We start from the raw sequence: 18,069 nt of genomic DNA, 5'->3' as shown, positions 1-18,069 counted from the left end.
GCGCGTGGGGATGTGCGCCGCGGCCGTGAGGTCAGGCCGCGGGATCGCTCGCGCGCGCGCCCGTGGGCGGGATGTCGTCGGCGCCCTCTCCGGGTGCTGGGTCCGCGACCGTGTGCGGCGACCCGAGCGGCCGCGAGCCGGGGCGGTACCGCTGGACGCCGCCGTCGCCGCGCCGCTTCGCCTCGTACATGGCGATGTCGGCACGGCGCAGCAGCTCGGTGGGGTCGTCGCCGGGGGCGCCGTCCACGACACCGAAGCTGGCCCGCACGACGAGCCGGTGGCGCTCGACCTCGACGGGTGCCAGCAGCGCGTCGACGATGCGGACCAGGACCGCATCGACCGCGTCGCGGTCGAGCCCCGGGAGCAGGATGGCGAACTCGTCGCCGCCGAGGCGGGCCACGGTGTCGCTCGCGCGCAGGGAGGCACTCATCCGCTCCGCGACCTCGACGAGGAGGCCGTCGCCCACCGCGTGCCCCAGCGTGTCGTTGACGGACTTGAAGTCGTCGAGGTCGACGAGCACGAGGCTCATGCGCTCTCCGGGGGCCGCGCTCGACACCGCGGCCCGGACGCGGTCGCCGAACAGCGCGCGGTTGGCGAGCCCCGTGAGCGCGTCGTGCGTGGCCTGGTGGCTCAGGCGCTCCTGCACCTCGCGGGTCTCCGTGACGTCGCGGGCGTTGCTGACCCAGCCCTCGACGTGCGGCTCGTGCACGAGGTTCGACGCGACGACCTCGAGCCACCGCCACGACCCGTCGGCGTGCCGGAGCCGCATCTCGTAGGTGGCGGCGGCGCCGGGCGTGCCCGCGACCGACGCGACGGCGGCTCGCGCCGCGCCGTGGTCGTCGGGGTGCGCGAGCTCCAGGACGTGCCGTGCCAGCAGGCTGTCGGGGTCGCGCCCCAGCACTCTCAGGACCGACGGGCTCACGTAGCGGATCGTGCCCCCGGGCTCGGTGATCGTGACGATGTCGCTGCTGTTCTGCACGAGCAGGCGGAACTGGCGTTCGTGCGTGCCGATCACCGACAGCAGGGCGGCGTTCTGCCGGAACGCGAGGAGCTGGCGGACGATCACGAGCGCGGTCAGGGTGACCGCCGCGGCGACCACCACGAGACGGTCGGGCGCGTCCTGCACGGACGTGCGGACGAGCAGGACCGCGACGGCGGCCACCGCGACGTAGGGCAGCGTGCTGAAGGTGCGCGGGCGGGCGGCCGGCGCACCGGTGCGCGCGGCGTCGGCGACCTGCAGGTGCGCACTCAGGGCGATGGTCACCGAGGCGATCGGGTTGAGGAGGAGCTGGACGTCGACGTCCGGGCGGACCGAGAGCAGCAGCACCCCGACCGCCGACCCGAACCCCCCGACGAGCGCGGACACCGCGCGGAGGTAGAGGGCGCGCCGCGGCACGACGCCGGAGCCGGCGAGCGCGGCCTTGGCGGCGAGGAGCACCGCCATGAGCGCCGGGGCCATCACGGGAGCGACCTGCGAGACGGTGCTGCGGGTGATCTCGCCCCCGGCGAACGTCACCACGAGGTGCCACATGAGGACGCCGGCCGCGATCACGAGCGTGGCGACATCCAGGGCGAGCTCGGCCTTCTGGGTCCGGGTGCGCAGCCCGAGCGGGATCCGCACGATCGAGGCCGCGAGCAGGACGGCACCCATCACCTGCGGCACGGTGTGCGCCGGCGCCGGGAGGTCGGACGCACCGGTCACGATCACGAGGCGCACCGCGATCGACGCCGCGATGAAGGTCATCCCTGCGGCTGTCAGGCGCCAGACGGTGCGGGCCACCACGGGCGTCGTGGGGTGCTGGGCCGCGCGCCGGCAGAGGCCGACCGCGAGCGCCGCGACGAGCGGGTTGAGGACGTGGCCGAGGGTGGGCAGCACGGACCACCCGGTGATCAGCTCCGCCACGAACGCGACCGTGTTGAGCGTGGCCAGTGCGACCAGGACCCGCGCGAGCGTCGCGCGGGGCGCGGAGGGGACGGCGTCGCCCGCGACGGCGTGGTTCATCGGGCACCCCCCTGGACGACGCTCCGGGCGGGGCGACGTCGAGCAGATCGGCACTCCGGGTGCTGCCGTGAGCGTCGCCGCGGGTGGATCCGCCGTGCACCTCCCGCCGGATCAGCGGGTGCGGAACGGTCCGTGCAGCGCGGCCCACTGCAGCAGCAGGATCGTCTTGGCGTCGGCGATCTCGCCGGTGAGCGTCATCGCGAGCGCGCGCTCGAACGGCAGCTCGACGACGTCGATCTCCTCGCCCTCGTCGGCGACCCCGCCGCCCGCGGTGGTCCGCTGCGCCGGGGTGTAGCGCGCGGCGGAGAAGTGCAGCCGCTCGGTGACCGACCCGGGGCTCATCCAGACGTCGAAGACGTGCTCGAGCTCGCCGATCTCGACGCCGGTCTCCTCGGCGGCCTCGCGGCGGATCGCGGTCTCCGGGTCGTCGTCGTCGAGCAGGCCCGCGGCGGTCTCGAGGAACATCCCGTCGGGGTGCCCGTTGACGTACACGGGGAACCGGAACTGCCGCGTGAGCAGCACGGTCGCGCGCTCGGGGTCGTAGAGCAGCACGGTCGCGCCGTTGCCGCGGTCGTACGTCTCGCGCTGCTGGCGGGTCCAGCGGCCGTCGGTGCCGAGGTACTCGAACGTCGTGCGGCGGAGCACGTGCCACGCGGCGGCGAGGAGCTCGACGCCCAGGACCCGGACGCGAGGGTTGCCCGTGAGGTCGAGGCCGGTGCGGTCGAGGTCCGTGCGGCCGCGGTGGTCGGGGACGCGGGTGCCGGGCCGTGCGGTGTCGGCGTCGGAGTGGCGGGTGGGCTCGTCGAGCGGCGTGTAAGGAGGCATGTGTGGGACACTACGTGCATCATCCGGCAAGAACAAGGAGAAACGTGCAATGCTGACCGCGCAGCGCCGCGACGTCCTGCTGTCCCGGCTGCGCGACGAGGGTCGCATCGTCGCCAAGGACCTCGCCGCCGAGCTCGGGCTGTCCGAGGACACCCTCCGGCGCGACCTGCGCGAGCTCGCCGCCGCGGGGCTCTGCCAGCGCGTCTACGGCGGGGCGCTGCCCGCGTCCCCGGCCACGGCCGACTACGCCGCGCGCCGCACCGTCGGCGTGCCGAGCAAGGAGCGCGTCGCCGCCGCGGCCGCCGCGCTCGTGACCCGGGGGAGCACCGTGATCCTCGACGGCGGCACCACCGCGCTCGCGGTCGCCCGCCTGCTCCCGCCCGACCTCGACGCGACGGTCGTCACGCACAGCCCGACCGTCGCAGCCGCGCTCGTCGAGCACCCGCGCGTCGAGATCGTGCTGCTCGGCGGGCGGATCTTCAAGCACTCGGCGGTCGCGTGCGGGGCTGCCGCGGTCGAGGCGGCCGAGCGCGTGAGCGCCGACGTGTTCCTGCTCGGCGTCACCGGCGTGCACCCCACCGCCGGCCTCACCACGGGCGACGCCGACGAGGCTGCGATGAAGCGCGCCCTCGCCCGCCGCGCCGCCGACACCTACGTGCTCGCGAGCGCCGAGAAGATCGGCGCCGCGTCGCCGTTCACGGTCCTGCCGCTCGGGGAGGTCGCCGGCGTCGTCACCGACGTCGACCCCACGGACCCCACGCTCGTCGAGCTCGCCGGTGCCGGGGTACCGATCGTCCACGCCTGATCGCGGTCGCGCCGCCCCGCCCCGCCTCGCCCCGACGCGACGCGACGCCCGACCCGGCACGAGGGGAATGCCGGGCCGGGCGTCGGGCGCGCGTGCGCCGGAGGGGAGTCAGGCCGACGTGCGCCGGCGGGGAGTCAGGCCCCCGTGCACGTCGCGGTCGGCGTCCCCGGGTCGCCCGACGCGAGGAACCCCGCGGTCGTGCTCGCGCCGGGGGCGAGCACGCTGTTCCACGACGCGCTCGTCAGGGCCCCGCCGGACACCGTCGCGTTCCACGCCTGCGTCACGGTCGAGCCGGGGACGGTCGACCGCCAGCCCGTGGTCCCCGCGGCGCCCGCGGTCACGGTGAGCTCGCCCTGCCAGCCGCCGGGCCACCGCCCGACGACCCGCACCGCCGCCGCGCACGTCCCGGTGCCCGCCGTGGGTGTGGGTGTGGGCGTGACGGTGGGAGTGGCAGTGGGAGTGGGGTTCGGTGTGGCGGTGGTTGTCGGGGTGGGCGTCGGGGTCGCGGTGGGCGTGGGCGTAGGCGTGGGCGTCGTCGCCGGTCCGCCGATGCTGAGGTCGCTGCACAGGTAGTACGACTGGTCGGAGTGGCTGGCCTGCCAGATCGTGTAGAGGATCGCGCGGCCCGACCGCCCGCTCAGGTCGACGTCGGTGCGGTACTCGCTGGCCGGGGCGTACCGGCCGGTGACCTGGAGCAGCTGCATGTCGGACCAGGCGGGCGCGGCGCGCGTCGGGTCGAAGCCGGGCTTCGTGACGTAGACGCGCAGGTAGTCCGCGCCGTGCTTCGCCTGGTCGGTCAGGGTGAGCGTGAACCGCTGCGGGACGGTCGTCGCGACCCACGCACCGGGCGTGTCGAGCGCGGCGTACCGGTCGCCGCCGGTGCGTCCGCCCGAGCAGAGCTGGCCGTCGGGGATCTCCTGCTCGTGGCGGCCCGCGACGCCCTCGCGGTAGAGGCCGTTCCAGTTCCACATCGCGGTGGTGTCGGCCTGCCACGCCTGCGCGCACATCGGGTCCTGCGCCGCCATCGCCGGGTCCTGGAAGCGCGAGCCCCAGACGTCCCAGCAGCGGTAGTTGCGTGAGGGCGGGTCGGTCACGGAGCCGTGCGCCGCGGCGGGCACGGCGGCGACGACGGTCGTGGCGACGACGGCCAGCGGCAGGGCGAGCGCGAGGGTGCGCAGCCGGGTTCTCCAGGTCATCCGAGGTCTCCCGTTCGGGTCGGGACGCGCCGGACAGGCGTCGCCCCGGGGGTCCGGCGACGCTGCCGGGTCCGCGGCGACGCGAGCGCGTCGCGGCTCACCGTCGCTCCGCGGCGATCTCGGCGGAAGGCGTTGAAGCGTTTCGATGCGGAAGCGCTTCGACTGAGGTGGGTTCAGCGGCCCCACGGCACCGGCGGCCTCACGGCGCCGGCGGCCTCACGGCGCCGGCGGCCTCACGCCGCCGGCGGCTGCGGGACGACACGGCCTGGCCAGGCTCCAGCGGTGCGTCGTCCCGGCGTCAGGACGAGGAGACCGCCGCGCTCGCGCCGAGCGGCTCCGCGCCGTCGACCGCGATCCCCAGGACCGCCGCGATCGTCCGCACGACGCCGTTCTCGTCGTTGCCCGGCGCCACGAACCGGGCGCGCTCCCGCACCTCGGGGTGCGCGTTCGCCATCGCGTACGACCACGCGGCGGCGTCGAGCAGCTCGCGGTCGTTGAGGTAGTCCCCGAACGCCATCGTCTGCTCGCGCGTGACCCCGAGCGCGCGCTGCACCGTCTCGAGCGCGGCGCCCTTGTGCGTCGTCGGGTTCATGACGTCGACCCAGTGCGCGCCGGAGACGACGACCTGCTGCGTGTCGCGGAAGCGTGCGAGCGCGGGCTCGGTCGTCGTGGCGGCGTCCCCGAAGTCGAAGACCGCGACCTTGAGCACGTCGTCCTCGACCGCGGTGAGGTCGTCGACCCGCGCGAGGAGCGCGTAGTACCGGTCGCACTCGTCGACGAACGCGGCGTCGTGCCGCTCGACGTACGCCGACCGCGTCCCGCACACGACGACGCCGACGTCCGCGCCCGACGCGGCGAGCGCGCGCACCGCCTCGACGACCCCCACGACGACCGCGGGGTCGACGACGTCGGTGCTCAGCACCTCGCCCTCGCGCACCACGATCCCGCCGTTCTCGGCGATGAAGCACAGTCGGGGTGCGTGCGCGCCGAGCTGCCGGGCGAGCGTCGCGAGCTGCCGGCCGCTCGCCGGGCAGAACGCGATGCCGCGTGCGTCGAGCGCGTCGAGCAGCGGCCACAGCGTCGGCGGGACCTCGTGGTCCGGGTCCAGCAGGGTCCCGTCCATGTCGACCGCGACGAGGCGGATGTCGGGCACGTCGGAGGGCGTCGCGGCGGAGGGGGTCGGCACGTCCCCATCCTCCCAGGGGCTCGCTGGCTACGCTGAGCCGCATGAGGCAGCGTGCGTTCGCCCAGGTCGACGTGTTCACGGCGACGCCCTACCGGGGGAACCCCGTCGCGGTCGTGCTCGACGGCTCGGACCTGACCGACGACGAGATGGCGGCGTTCGCCCGCTGGACCAACCTGTCCGAGACGACGTTCGTGCTCCCCCCGTCGGACGCGGCCACCGCGGACTACCGCCTGCGCATCTTCACGCCGGGCGGCGAGCTGCCCTTCGCGGGCCACCCCACGCTCGGCAGCGCGCACGCCTGGCTCGCGGCGGGCGGGGCGCCGCGCGAGGAGGGCGTGCTCGTGCAGGAGTGCGGCATCGGGCTCGTGCGGCTGCGCCAGGACGCCGGGCGGCTCGCGTTCGCCGCGCCGCCGCTGCGCCGCTCGGGCCCGGTGTCGCCCGAGCTGCGCGCCCGGGTCGAGGCCGCCCTCGGCCTGCCCGACGACGCCATCGTGGCGTGCGAGTGGGTCGACAACGGTCCGCCGTGGGTCGCCGTCGTGCTGTCCGGCGCGCGCGAGGTGCTCGCGATCCGGCCGGACCCGGCGCCCGCGGGTGACCTGTTCGTCGGCGTCGTCGGGCCGTGGGACCAGGCGCACGAGCCCGACGTCGAGGTGCGGGCGTTCATCTTCGGTGAGTGGTTCGCCGAGGACCCGGTCACCGGAAGCCTCAACGCGGGCCTCGCGCGCTGGCTCATCGGCACAGGCACCCTCCCGCCGCGGTACGTCGCCGCGCAGGGCACGGCGCTGCGGCGCGAGGGGCGCGTGCACGTCGAGCAGGTCGGCGAGGACATCTGGGTCGGTGGCGACACCGTGACGTGCATCGACGGGACCGTCCTGCTCTAGGCCTCCCGAACCCGGCGTCCCGGACCCGGCGACTCGGCCTGGCGTCACGGGCGCCGCGGCCGGGGGTGACCGTCCGGCGTCCCTCGTCGGGTGCCGACGGGCGCCCAGGTGGACCGCACCCCGACGGGTGACATCTCCCCGGCGCGCTCCAGGACGGGCCCGGCGATGTCGATGCGCTCTTCCTCGACGACGAACAGGGAGGCCCCGCGATGCGCATCGGCTTCGACATCTACCGGGTCGGTCCGGACCAGGACCACCAGGAGCCCGCGAGCTCGTGGGGCTGGACGCCGCGCCGCGGCGAGGTGCCCACGGGTGAGACGGTCGTGCAGGACCACGACTTCGCGCTGACGTACACCGGGACGGACTCCGAGCTGGCCGCCGCGTTCGGGCGGGGGGCGAAGCTCATGGAGATCGTGCGGCTGTGGCCGGAGCTCTCGTTCTACCCCTCGACGGCCGGGGACACCCTGCCCGACGGGTCGGTGTTCCCCGTCCGCGGCGAGGGCCGGCCGACGAGCGCCCTGAGCGCCCTCCGGGGCCGGTTCGGCCGCCGCTCCGCGGGCGCCCAGGCGGCGAGGGCAGCGACCCAGCCGTGAGGTGAGGGGCGTCCGCGCCCCGGTGCGCGGTCGGGAGCGCGGGACGTTGCGCGGTGCGGTGGGGTCGACCCTCCGCCCGGCGCCGGCTGGGGGTCACCGCCCGGCGCGGCTCGGCAGGGTCAGGATCTCGGCGCCGTCGTCCGTGATCGCGATCGTGTGCTCGCTGTGCGCGGTCAGGCACCCGGTCGCGCTGCGCAGCGTCCAGCCGTCCGCGTCGGTCACGAGCTCGTCGGTGTCGGCCATGACCCACGGCTCGAGCGCGAGCAGCAGCCCGGGCCGGAGCGTGAATCCCCGGCCGGGGCGCCCGGTGTTCGCGACGTGCGGGTCCTGGTGCATCGTCGAGCCGACGCCGTGCCCGCCGAACTCGGTGTTGACCGGGTACCCGGCGGCGCCGAGCACCGTGCCGATCGCGTGCGAGAGGTCCCCGATGCGGGCGCCGGGGCGCGCGGCGGCGATCCCGGCGGCGAGGGCGCGCTCGGTCGCGTCGATCATCGCGAGGCTTCCCGCGGGCGCCGACCCGCCGACGACGAAGGTCACCGCGGAGTCCGCGACGAGGCCGCGCAGCGAGACGGCGAGGTCGAGCGTGAGCACGTCCCCGTCGGCCAGGGCGTAGTCGTGCGGCAGGCCGTGCAGCACGGCGTCGTTCACGGACGTGCAGATGTAGTGCCCGAACGGGCCGCGCCCGAACGACGGCGCGTAGTCGACGTAGCAGGACTGCGCGCCGGCCTCGACGATCATCGCCTGGGCCCACCGGTCGACGTCGAGCAGGTTCGTGCCGACGGTGCAGCGGCTGCGCACGGACTGCAGGATGTCCGCGACGAGCGCGCCGGCCGCCCGGGCGCGGGGGAGCTCGGCGGCGCTCAGGATCTCGATCACGGGGTGCTCCTGCCGGTGTTCCAATAACTATCCCGGTCAGACTATCCCGGTATTACTATCGGCGTCATGGTCAGGCTGCCGCTCACCCCCGCCGACGTCGAGCGCGGCCGCCGGCTCGGCGCGCTCCTGCGCGAGGCCCGCGGCGAGCGGTCGATGCTCACGGTCGCGCTCGACGCGGGGATCTCGCCCGAGACGCTGCGCAAGATCGAGTCGGGCCGCGTCGCGACACCGGCGTTCCCGACGATCGCGGCGATCGCGGCCGTGCTCGGCGTCTCGCTGGACGCGCTGTGGGCGGAGGTCGGCCCGTCGGCGGGCTCCGCGCGGCGCGAGTCACGGGAGCGGCTCGTCTCCTGAGCCCGGCGGGCCGCCCGAGGAGCGGCTCCCCGGGCGCCCGTGAGCGGTCGGCGCGGCGCGGCGCCCTAGTCCACCCGCACCACGCCGTACACCAGGGTGTCGTCCCGGAACGTCACCTCGTACCGCGCCGGGCCCTGCGTCATCAGGACGTTCGGCGCCCCCTGCTCGGCGACACCGTCGTTCTCGGGGTCGCCGAAGACGGTCGCCCCGGTGCCGTCCACGTCGAACAGGAAGTCCTCCACCGGGTGCGCGCCGAACGCGGTGGTGACCCGCCAGGTGTGGTCGGCGACGAGCTCCATCGGGACCGCCGCCCAGCCGGTGCTGATCCCCCGGAGCGTCATCGCGGGGTACGTGCTGACGAAGCCGCCACCACCGCCCCCGTCGCGGACCACGGTGTACCGGAGCGACGCGAGGTCGAACGTCACGGTGTACGTGCCGGCCCCGGGCACCCGGATGTCCGCTGCGCCCGCGTCGGCGACGCCGTCCGGCTCGGCATCGCCGTAGGAGCCGCCGCCCGGCAGGACCTCGATCCGGAAGCGCTGGTCCGGCTCCGCGCCGAACTGCGCCTGCGCGGTCCAGGTCCCGGGTGCGCCGGGGACCTCGGTCATCGGTGCCGGTGTCCAGCCGTTGTGGGTACCCGTCAGGTGCGCCGCCTGCGCCGCCACGCCGAGGTCGACGTGCACGACGGCGCCGTCGGGCCCGGACTGCTCGGTGTGGATCCGGACGCCCGACGCCCGGTCGGTGAACGTCTGGCCGACGCGCAGCGGTGCGTCGTCGACCCAGCCGCCCGGCGTCGTGTCGACGAGCGAGGCCCCCCAGCCGTCGCCCCGGCGGATCGTCACGCCGTCCATCAGCGCCGGGTAGTCGGCGACCTTCGCGTCCCAGAGCCCGTGCGGGCGCCGGACGTCCACGTCGTAGGACAGGCCCGACGCGAGCGGGATGCGCAGGAGCTGGGGCTGGTCGGTCCGCACCTCCGACGGGGCGAGCGTGTACGTGCCCGACACGGTCACGGTCGTCACGTTCGCCTCCGCGATCCAGCCCAGGCGGGCCTTGTGGCGGGCCGAGAACTCCATCTGGTTGTAGGCGTTGCCCATGGTGTCGTACGGGTCCCCGTACTCCTCGACGCGGCACGAGCCGCCGTCCTCCTCGATCGCGCTCGGGAGGCCGGCGGGGGTGGAGCACTGGAGCGCGGACGCGTGCAGCAGGCCGAGGTTGTGCCCGAGCTCGTGCTGGAGCACGGCGCGGGTCGCGTCCGCGCCGCTCATCAGATTCACCGACACCTGACCGCCGATGTACGCCCAGCCGCCGAACCAGCAGCCGCGGTCCGCGGAGTCGAGCAGGAACGCCACCCGGTCGTACCCGGTCAGGTCGATCCCCGCGGCCTGCACGGCGGCGATCCCGGCCTGCTCCTCCGCGGAGCAGGGGGTGTCCGCGGGGACGGTCAGGTAGCCGTACACGTCGCCGTCGGGCCGGTCGCGCCCGCGCAGGTCGAGCTGGGACCACGAGCTCTCGCGGAAGAAGCTCGCGACGGCGCCGGGGCCGGTGAAGACGAGGTCGCGGACCTCGTCGACGGACATCGGCGCCGGCCCGTCGTCCCCGAGGCGCAGCAGGACGACGGCCGCGGTGTCCTCCTCGGACATCTGCGGCGCAGCGGCGGCGGTCAGCTCCCGGACGGCGGTGGCGTCGATCGTCGGCGCCTCCTCCGTCGCGTCGGGCGGCGCCGCGGTCACGGTCCCGGTGACCGCGACGCGCTGGCCGGGGACGACGTCGTCGAGCAGCGCCGGGTCGGCCTCGACACGCACGCGGTCTCCGTCGGCCAGGCGCACGAACTCCTGCGTCGCGTCCTCGGGCAGCGCCGCGTCGTGCGCGGCGTGCGGGGTCGCGGCGCGCGCGCCGGGTGCGGGTGGGTCGGCCGGGTGGAGGGGCGGGTCGACCTGGCGGATCTCGTAGGTCCCGACGACCGTGCTCGGCGGTGACGCGGCGGCGGCGTTCGTTCCCGCCGCAACCGGGGCCGCCGCGGCGAGCGCGAGGACGAGTCCGGTCAGGGTCGCGAGGGCCGTGCGCGGTCGGTGGTGCTGAGGCGGCAGTCCGGCGGTGGGCTGCGGCGCCTGGCTCTGGTGCATGGGGCGGATCCGTTTCGTCGGAGCAGGTGGGTCGCCGGCGTGTGGCGCCGGTTCCGGTGGTGCGCGGGCGCGTGCAGGGCCCTCGCCGCGGCGCGCAGGGCGGGAGCGGGAGGGTCTGTCGGTCCGGAGGGGCGGGAGGTGCGGATGCGCGGCGCCGGGCGGTCGTGCCGGCCGTCCGGTGTGCGGCTGGTCGTGTGGTGGTGGTCGGAGGCGCGAGGGCGCGTGGGCGCCGTGCGCGAGCGCTCCACCCCGTTCCGGCGGTCCCGTCCCTGCGCGGGGCAGCAGGTGGAGGGTTGTCGTCGGGAAGCGCGTCGACGTCGTCAGGCCGCTGAGAGAGCGCTCCCACCGGCGCTTGAAGCTTCGCGGGCAAGGAACGGACATGTCAACGCAATCCGGACGCCGAGCGCGCTGTGCACAGGGTGAAACGCGGCGGCCGGCCTACGTCGTGGGGTCCGACGCGCGGGGTCGGCTCGGACGAGCTGCTTCCCCGCCACCCACGGAGGGCACGACGTCGCCGCCGCGCAGCCGCGCCACGGCGACGGCGCACGCCGCGGGGAGGCGGGGGAGCGGGCGCTCGTCCGAGCGCTCCGGACTCCTGCCGCTCAGTCCCGGCCGCGGCCCAGCATCTCGAGGTAGTGCGGGTTGGTCATCACGCCCAGCACGTTGCCGAACGGGTCGACCACCGACGCGGTGACGAAGCCCTCGCCGCGCTCCGTGATCGGCTCGCGCAGCGTCGCGCCGAGCGCGAGCAGCCGGTCGACGGCCGCGGCGAGGTCGTCGACGTGCCAGTGCACGACCGCGCCACCCGGCGCACCGGGCTCGCCCTCGGGGGCGTAGCGCCGGTCGATGATGCCGAGCTCCTGCCCGTGGTCGCCGATGCGGAACTCGTGGTAGCCGGGGCGCTGGAAGTACGGCTCGATGCCGAGCAGCTCGGCGTACCAGGCGGACCCGGCGGCGTGGTCGGCGGCGTAGATGTTCACGGTGGCGACTCCACGGAGCATGTCGGTCCCTCTCGTCGGGGGCGGTCCGTCCCGCCCAGCAGCCCAGCCTCGACGGTGACGTGCTCACCGAGTGAGCACTTTCCGGCGCACACTGGCGGCATGCGCGCAGACCGGCTCGTCGCCACGCTCCTGCTGCTGCAGACCCGCGGGCGAGCGACCGCCGCGGAGGTCGCCCGCGAGCTCGAGGTGTCGCTCGCGACCGCCCGGCGGGACCTCGAGGCGCTCGCGGCGGCCGGCGTCCCGGTGTACCCGCAGGCCGGGCGCGGCGGAGGCTGGCAGCTCGTCGGCGGCGCCCGGACCGACCTCACCGGGCTCACGGCCCCCGAGGCGCGCGCCCTGTTCGCGCTGCTCGGCCCGGCGTCGTCGGGTCAGGCCCGTCCGGAGGCCCGCTCGGCCCTGCGCAAGGTGCTGCGCGCGCTGCCCCAGACCTTCCGTGCCGAGGCCGCCGCCGCGGTGGACGCCGTCGTCGTCGACCCCGTCGGCTGGGGCGAGCCGGGACGGGTGCGGCGCCCGGCGCTGGCCGACGAGCTCGAGTCCGCCGTCGTGCGCCGCCGCCGCGTCCGCCTCCGGTACGCCGGCCGCACGCGTGCGCCGTCGGAGCGCCTCGTCGACCCCTGGGGCCTCGCCGACAAGGACGGCACCTGGTACCTGCTCGCCGGGACCGACCGCGGGCCGCGCACGTTCCGGCTCGACCGCGTCGAGCGCGCCAAGGTCACCGACCTGCCGGCGCAGCGCCCCGACGACCTCGACGTCGAGCGGCTGTGGGACCGCACGGTCGAGGAGGTCGAGCGCCGCCGCTCGACGCTGCGGGCGACCGTCCTGATCGACGCGCACCTCCTGCCGATCCTCCAGGAACGGATGGGCCGGCACTGCGAGCCTGCGGGGACGCATGACGACGGGCGCGCGCGGGCGCACGTGACCGCACCGCGCGCGCTCGACGTCGCCCGCCACCTCGCGGGCTGGGGCGGCGACGTCGAGGTCCTCGAGCCCGGGTCGGTCCGCGTCGAGCTCGCGCGGATCGGGGCGGCGCTCGTCGCCCGCAACGGCGGCTGACCCGTCCCCTGTCGCGCCCGACGCGCGGGCGCGTCCGCCCCTGCCCGGCGCGCTGCCCGCGGTCGGATCGTGTGCGTGGGCGGACCCGCATCCTGTCGTGGCTCCTGCGCGACGCGCCGACGTCCGGGCGTCGGGCGCCGTGAGAGCGGCGCAGCCCCGCGCGGTGGAGCGCTGCGCCGTCGTTGGCCATACTGACCGCCATGAAGCTTGCCGAGGGCCTCGCGATCCGTGCGGACGCAGCGCGCCGCGCCGAGCAGCTGCGCGCCCGCATCGCCGCGAGCGCGCGGTACCAGGAGGGCGAGCCGCCCGCCGAGGACGCCGCGGCGCTGCTCGCCGAGGCCGACGCGGTGCTCCGCCAGCTCGAGGACATGATCCGGCGGATCAACCGGACGAACTCCGCCACGCCCGTCGAGGGCGGCACGCTGACGGACGCGCTCGCCCGTCGCGACGTCCTGCGTCTGCGGCACGCGCTCCTGACGACCGCGGCGGGCGCCGCCGCCGGTGACGGGCAGCGCGGGTTCCGCCAGCTCCGGTCGGAGCTGAAGATGATCCCGGCGCTGCCGGTGGCCGAGCTGCGCACCCGCGCGGACGACGTCGCCCGGCAGCTGCGCGAGGTCGACACTCTGGTCCAGCGGACCAACTGGGAGGCCGACCTGCTGGACTGAGGACGAGGTGCGGAGCAGGTAGACGTCGTGGAGGCGTGCACCGACCCGAGGACCGGCGGGCACTACCGGTCCACTGCTGGCGCGCCGCGGGCAGGCGCCGGGGTTCGACTCCCCGACACACATCGCACGCCCAGCACGTCGCACAGGTGACGACGCACGACGCACGGCACACCACCGGGTGCAGATCCACGACGTCGAGGGCGGGCACGGGGCATCCGCACCCGGACGGCCCGAGCGGGGGCAGGGCGCACGCGGGTCGCCGTGCCCCCGCCCGGTGCGCCACGTCCCGTCGTCGCGCTCCCGGACCGTGCCGTGCCACCCTGACCCCATGAGGCTGTTCGGTCGGCACGCCGAGGTGCCCGCGGAGGTGGGCGACGGGTTCGTCGCCGGCGAGGCCGTCGCGCTGCAGACGTCGTTCCAGGCGGCGCTGTCCGGGCGCGAGCGGTCCGCGCGCGCGCCGGTGCCCGCCGAGCTGCAGCTCGACGGTGGCAAGGGCGGGCGCGTCGTGCTGATCTGGCGCAACGTCGTCGTCGGCTTCGTCCCGCCCGCGCACGAGGCGGACCTGCGCGGGCAGCTCCACCGCGCGGGCAAGGACCGCCTGGTGTGCCCGGGGCAGGTGTACCGCGACGGTGACGTGTGGCGCGTGTGGGTCGGCGCGCGCCCGCCCGTGGGTTCCCCCGAGCCCGAGCCCGGCTCCGACCGGCTCGCCGCCCCGCCGACCCGGATCTTCGGGCTCGCACTGCCGCGCCCCGTCGACGACGACGAGGACTGAGCACCCTGCCCGCGGCGCGCGTCTCACACGCGCCTCGCGGCCCCCGCTCAGCGGGCTCATAGCGACGCGCACCGTAATGGGAGACGTCACCGACCGGCCACCCGCCGGTCACCCGACGATCACCCGAGGACGTCATGCCCCAGCCGCTCATGCTCGCGACCGACCTGGTCGCCATCTCCCTGCTCGCCTTCGGGCTGTACTTCCCCCGCCACCGGCGCCGCGACCTCGTCGTCGCGTTCCTCGGGGTCAACGTCGGCGTCCTCGCCGTCGCCGGGGCGCTCGCGACGAGCACGGTCGGCGCGGGCCTCGGCCTCGGGCTGTTCGGCGTGCTCTCGATCATCCGGCTCCGCTCGACGGAGCTCGACCAGCGCGAGGTCGCCTACTACTTCGCGTCGCTCGCGCTCGGCCTGCTCGGCGGGCTCGGGGCGTCGATCGGCTGGCTCGCGACGGTCCTGATGGCGCTCGTGCTGCTGGTCATGCTCGTCGGCGACCACCCGCGCCTGTTCGCCCGGTACCGCCACGGGGTCGTCGTGCTCGACGCCGCGGTCCCCGACGAGCTCGCGCTCGTGGCCCGGCTCGAGCAGCTGCTCGGCGCGCGGGTGCACGGCGCGAACGTCCAGCGCCTCGACCTCGTGAACGACACGACGACGGTCGAGGTCCGGTACGAGGTGCTTCCCGGCGCGACCGTGACCCGGCCCGGCGTGCGCGGGGTGCTCGCGGAGGCGGCGCGGTGAGCCCGCTCGTCACCGGCACCGTCGCACCGCTCGAGGCGCTCGCGGGCATCACGCTCGACGCGCTGACCGCGACGGCGTCGCTGCAGACCCGGGTGGACCGCAAGTACGTGCTGACCACGGACGCGCTGCGTGGCCTGCTCGCCGCGCTCGACGGCCGCACGCACGTGCTCGAGATCGACGGGTTGCGCACGTTCGGGTACGAGTCGGTGTACTTCGACACCCCGGACCTGGCGAGCTACCACCTCGCCGCGCACCGCCGCCGGCGGCGGTTCAAGGTCCGCACCCGCACCTACCTCGACACGCGCTCGTGCTGGCTCGAGGTCAAGACGCGAGGCGCTCGCGGCAGCACGGTCAAGAACCGGGTGCCGCACGGTCTGGACGCGCGCGACCGGCTCGGCCACGGCCGGTGGTTCGTCGACGAGGTGCTCGGCGGCGAGGAGACGGAGCCCGTGCTCGCAGGGGCCGCGGCTCTGGCGTTCGCCCCCGTGCTGACCACGCGCTACCGGCGCACGACGCTCCACCTCCCCGGGGAGCACGGCCGTCCCGCCAGCCGCGCGACGATCGACACCGACCTCACGTGGGAGGTGCCGGGCCGGCGGCTCGCGCTGCCCGGCGCGGTGGTCGTCGAGACCAAGACCGGCTCGACCGCCTCGGCCGTCGACCGGCTGCTGTGGGCGCACGGGCACCGCCCGGCCCGCCTCTCGAAGTACGCGACGGGGCTCGCCGCGCTCGACCCGTCGCTGCCCGCGAGCCCGTGGAACCGCACGCTGCGCCGCCACTTCGTCCCGATGACCCTCGCCGGCGCCGCTCCCGGCGACCCCGCGACCTCCGCCGCCCTCCCCGGCACGACCCCCGACGACAGGACCTGACATGCGACGCCCGACCCTGACGACCCTCGTCCCCGCGGTGCTCGTCGCCGCGATCCTCGCGGGCTGCACCGCGACCGACGACGCCACGACCGCCGCGACGGCCGGGGCGGACGCCGCCGTCGTGCAGGCCGCGGCCGACGCCCGGGCGGGGACCACCGCCGAGGAGGCGATGGCCGCGAACGCCCAGGCCCACGCGGAGGACGGTGACGAGGCCTACGACGCCGCGTCCGCGACGACCGTGACGCTCGACGGCTCCACCGCGAGCGCCTCGGGCGACGGCGTGAGCGTCGACGGCTCGACGGTGACCGTCACGGCGGCCGGCACGTACGTGCTGAGCGGGACGCTCGACGACGGCCAGGTCGTCGTCGACACCGCGGACGCCGGGACGGTGCGGCTCGTGCTCGACGGGGTCGACCTGACGAGCTCGACGTCGGCGCCGCTCGTCGTGACGAGCGCCGAGGAGGTCGTGGTCGTGCTCGCCGACGGGTCGGAGAGCTCGCTGACCGACGCCGCGGAGTACACCCACCCCGACGCGACGACCGACGAGCCGAACGCCGCGCTGTTCTCCACCGCCGACCTGACGATCACCGGCACCGGCGCGCTCGACGTCACGGGCAACGCCGCCGACGGCATCGCGAGCAAGGACGGCCTCGTGATCCGGTCCGGCACCGTCACCGTCACGGCCGCCGACGACGGCATCCGCGGCAAGGACTACCTGGTGGTCGAGGGCGGCACGGTCACCGTCGACGCGGGCGGTGACGCCCTCAAGGCCGACGAGGCCGAGGACGTCGAGAGGGGCTACGTCGCGGTGACCGGCGGCACGCTCGCGCTCACCGCGGGCGGCGACGGGATCGACGCGGCGACCGACGTGGTCGTGACCGGCGGGGACGTCGGCGTCGCGTCCGGCGGTGGTGCCGGTGCGACGCTCGCGGCCGACACCTCGGCGAAGGGCCTGAAGGGCGGGGTGCTCGTCGTGATCGGGGGCGGGACGGTCGAGGTGGACTCGGCGGACGACGCGGTGCACTCCGACGGCGTCTACAGCCAGACGGGCGGCGACGTGACCGTGGCCTCGGGGGACGACGGCGTGCACAGCGAGGTCGCGCTCGACGTCGCGGGCGGCACGCTGACGGTCACGGAGTCGGAGGAAGGCGTCGAGAGCGCGCTCGTCACGGTGAGCGACGGGACCGTCGACGTCACGTCGAGCGACGACGCGATCAACGGCTCGGCGAGCGAGGTCGACACGGCCGACGACGGGGCGACGGACGACGCGGCGGGTGCGGGTGCCGGTGCGCCCGGTGGCCCCGGCGGTGGTGGCGGCGGCGCGTTCGCCGCGGTCGAGGGCGTCGCGGTCACGATCACGGGCGGCACGGTCCTGCTCGACTCGGGCGGCGACGGCCTCGACTCGAACGGCACCGCGCTGGTGAGCGGCGGGACCGTCGTGGTCGCCGGACCGACGAACGACGGCAACGGTGCGCTCGACGTCAACGGCACGTTCGAGGTGACCGGTGGCACGGTGCTCGCCGCGGGCAGCGCCGGGATGGCCGTCGCGCCCGGGACGGCAGGGCAGGGCTGGGTCTCGGCGTCGCTCGGCGCGTCGCAGCCCGCGGGGACGGTCGTCCAGGTCGTCGCGCCGGACGGGACGGTCGTCGCCGCGTACGAGTCGACGAAGGCGTTCCAGTCGGTCGTGCTCTCGACCGCCGGGATCACCGCGGGCGAGTCGTACGAGGTCTACGCGGGCGGGTCGCTCGTCGGTGACACGGTCGGCGGGCTGGCGGCGGACGGCGACCTGACCGGTGCCGGCGTGATCGCCACCGTGACCGCGGGCGAGCACACCGGCGGGATGGGCGGCGGCGGGATGGGCGGCGGCGGCATGCGGGGCGGCGGTCGTGCACCCGGCGGGACGCCGCCCGCAGCCCCGCCTGCCGGCGACGCGGGCACGACGGGCACGACGGGCACGACGACCGGCTCGACGGGCACCGACGTCTGACCCGGTGTCCGCGCGGCGGCGGCGGCCGGTACCCGTGCCCGGTACATACCGCGAGGCGTCGCCGTCCCGGCCCGGGAACCGCGACGGACGCCGCCGTGACCACAGCGCCACCGGCCAGGGGACTCCCCGGCCGGTGGCCTGCGTCGC

At 75.9% G+C, this 18,069-nt stretch carries 17 protein-coding genes; 10 read left to right on the top strand and 7 right to left on the bottom strand.

Annotated features, from left to right (window positions below; genetic code table 11):
* Positions 1-31 precede the first annotated feature (31 nt).
* Positions 32-2,002 (bottom strand): diguanylate cyclase domain-containing protein, encoded by a 1,971-nt coding sequence (locus ACWFNE_RS20625; protein WP_452124299.1) that lies wholly within the window; start codon positions 2,000-2,002, stop codon positions 32-34.
* Positions 2,003-2,113: 111 nt separating this feature from the next.
* Positions 2,114-2,827 carry an NUDIX domain-containing protein gene (locus ACWFNE_RS20620; RefSeq protein ID WP_452124298.1) on the bottom strand — a complete coding sequence of 238 codons (714 nt, stop codon included), beginning with the start codon at positions 2,825-2,827 and terminating at the stop codon, positions 2,114-2,116.
* A 49-nt stretch (positions 2,828-2,876) separates the two neighbouring features.
* Here ACWFNE_RS20620 and ACWFNE_RS20615 point away from each other — a divergent pair, with 49 nt between their 5' ends.
* Positions 2,877-3,632, top strand: a complete 756-nt coding sequence (locus tag ACWFNE_RS20615; protein ID WP_452124297.1) for a DeoR/GlpR family DNA-binding transcription regulator — start codon at positions 2,877-2,879, stop codon at positions 3,630-3,632.
* A 134-nt stretch (positions 3,633-3,766) separates the two neighbouring features.
* Here ACWFNE_RS20615 and ACWFNE_RS20610 read toward each other — a convergent pair whose 3' ends face one another.
* A complete protein-coding gene (locus tag ACWFNE_RS20610) occupies positions 3,767-4,828 on the bottom strand; it encodes a lytic polysaccharide monooxygenase (RefSeq protein ID WP_452124296.1) in 1,062 nt (353 codons plus the stop codon).
* Positions 4,829-5,126: 298 nt separating this feature from the next.
* Complete coding sequence (locus ACWFNE_RS20605; RefSeq protein WP_452124295.1) at positions 5,127-6,014, bottom strand: Cof-type HAD-IIB family hydrolase; 888 nt, start codon at positions 6,012-6,014, stop codon at positions 5,127-5,129.
* 41 nt (positions 6,015-6,055) lie between these two features.
* Between ACWFNE_RS20605 and ACWFNE_RS20600 the strand changes: the two genes are divergently transcribed.
* A complete protein-coding gene (locus ACWFNE_RS20600) occupies positions 6,056-6,895 on the top strand; it encodes a PhzF family phenazine biosynthesis protein (protein WP_452124294.1) in 840 nt (279 codons plus the stop codon).
* A 209-nt stretch (positions 6,896-7,104) separates the two neighbouring features.
* Positions 7,105-7,488, top strand: a complete 384-nt coding sequence (locus ACWFNE_RS20595) for a hypothetical protein (RefSeq protein WP_452124293.1) — start codon at positions 7,105-7,107, stop codon at positions 7,486-7,488.
* 93 nt (positions 7,489-7,581) lie between these two features.
* Here ACWFNE_RS20595 and map read toward each other — a convergent pair whose 3' ends face one another.
* Positions 7,582-8,364 carry a type I methionyl aminopeptidase gene (map, locus tag ACWFNE_RS20590; RefSeq protein WP_452124292.1) on the bottom strand — a complete coding sequence of 261 codons (783 nt, stop codon included), beginning with the start codon at positions 8,362-8,364 and terminating at the stop codon, positions 7,582-7,584.
* Between the two features lie 66 nt (positions 8,365-8,430).
* Between map and ACWFNE_RS20585 the strand changes: the two genes are divergently transcribed.
* The gene (locus tag ACWFNE_RS20585; protein WP_452124291.1) at positions 8,431-8,718 is read left to right on the top strand and encodes a helix-turn-helix domain-containing protein; all 288 of its coding nucleotides are present in this window, start codon (positions 8,431-8,433) and stop codon (positions 8,716-8,718) included.
* 65 nt (positions 8,719-8,783) lie between these two features.
* Here ACWFNE_RS20585 and ACWFNE_RS20580 read toward each other — a convergent pair whose 3' ends face one another.
* The gene (locus ACWFNE_RS20580; protein WP_452124290.1) at positions 8,784-10,841 is read right to left on the bottom strand and encodes a zinc-dependent metalloprotease family protein; all 2,058 of its coding nucleotides are present in this window, start codon (positions 10,839-10,841) and stop codon (positions 8,784-8,786) included.
* Between the two features lie 602 nt (positions 10,842-11,443).
* On the bottom strand, positions 11,444-11,842 hold the full coding sequence (locus tag ACWFNE_RS20575) for a VOC family protein (RefSeq protein ID WP_452124289.1): 399 nt from the start codon (positions 11,840-11,842) through the stop codon (positions 11,444-11,446).
* A gap of 99 nt (positions 11,843-11,941) precedes the next feature.
* Between ACWFNE_RS20575 and ACWFNE_RS20570 the strand changes: the two genes are divergently transcribed.
* The 6 genes from ACWFNE_RS20570 (at position 11,942) to ACWFNE_RS20545 (ending at position 17,922) form a co-directional block, all read left to right on the top strand.
* Positions 11,942-12,895 carry a helix-turn-helix transcriptional regulator gene (locus ACWFNE_RS20570; protein ID WP_452124288.1) on the top strand — a complete coding sequence of 318 codons (954 nt, stop codon included), beginning with the start codon at positions 11,942-11,944 and terminating at the stop codon, positions 12,893-12,895.
* 200 nt (positions 12,896-13,095) lie between these two features.
* On the top strand, positions 13,096-13,560 hold the full coding sequence (locus ACWFNE_RS20565) for a DIP1984 family protein (RefSeq protein WP_452124287.1): 465 nt from the start codon (positions 13,096-13,098) through the stop codon (positions 13,558-13,560).
* Positions 13,561-13,888: 328 nt separating this feature from the next.
* Complete coding sequence (locus tag ACWFNE_RS20560) at positions 13,889-14,332, top strand: hypothetical protein (protein WP_452124286.1); 444 nt, start codon at positions 13,889-13,891, stop codon at positions 14,330-14,332.
* Positions 14,333-14,466: 134 nt separating this feature from the next.
* The gene (locus tag ACWFNE_RS20555) at positions 14,467-15,066 is read left to right on the top strand and encodes a DUF4956 domain-containing protein (RefSeq protein ID WP_452124285.1); all 600 of its coding nucleotides are present in this window, start codon (positions 14,467-14,469) and stop codon (positions 15,064-15,066) included.
* A complete protein-coding gene (locus ACWFNE_RS20550; RefSeq protein WP_452124284.1) occupies positions 15,063-15,935 on the top strand; it encodes a polyphosphate polymerase domain-containing protein in 873 nt (290 codons plus the stop codon). The genes ACWFNE_RS20555 and ACWFNE_RS20550 overlap by 4 nt, the downstream gene beginning before the upstream one ends.
* A gap of 1 nt (position 15,936) precedes the next feature.
* The gene (locus ACWFNE_RS20545) at positions 15,937-17,922 is read left to right on the top strand and encodes a carbohydrate-binding domain-containing protein (RefSeq protein WP_452124283.1); all 1,986 of its coding nucleotides are present in this window, start codon (positions 15,937-15,939) and stop codon (positions 17,920-17,922) included.
* Positions 17,923-18,069: the final 147 nt, after the last annotated feature.

The organism is Cellulomonas sp. NPDC055163 (genome assembly GCF_053607065.1).
The sequence above is the reverse complement of the archived record's forward strand: the minus strand, read 5'-3'. Positions and strand labels throughout refer to the sequence as shown.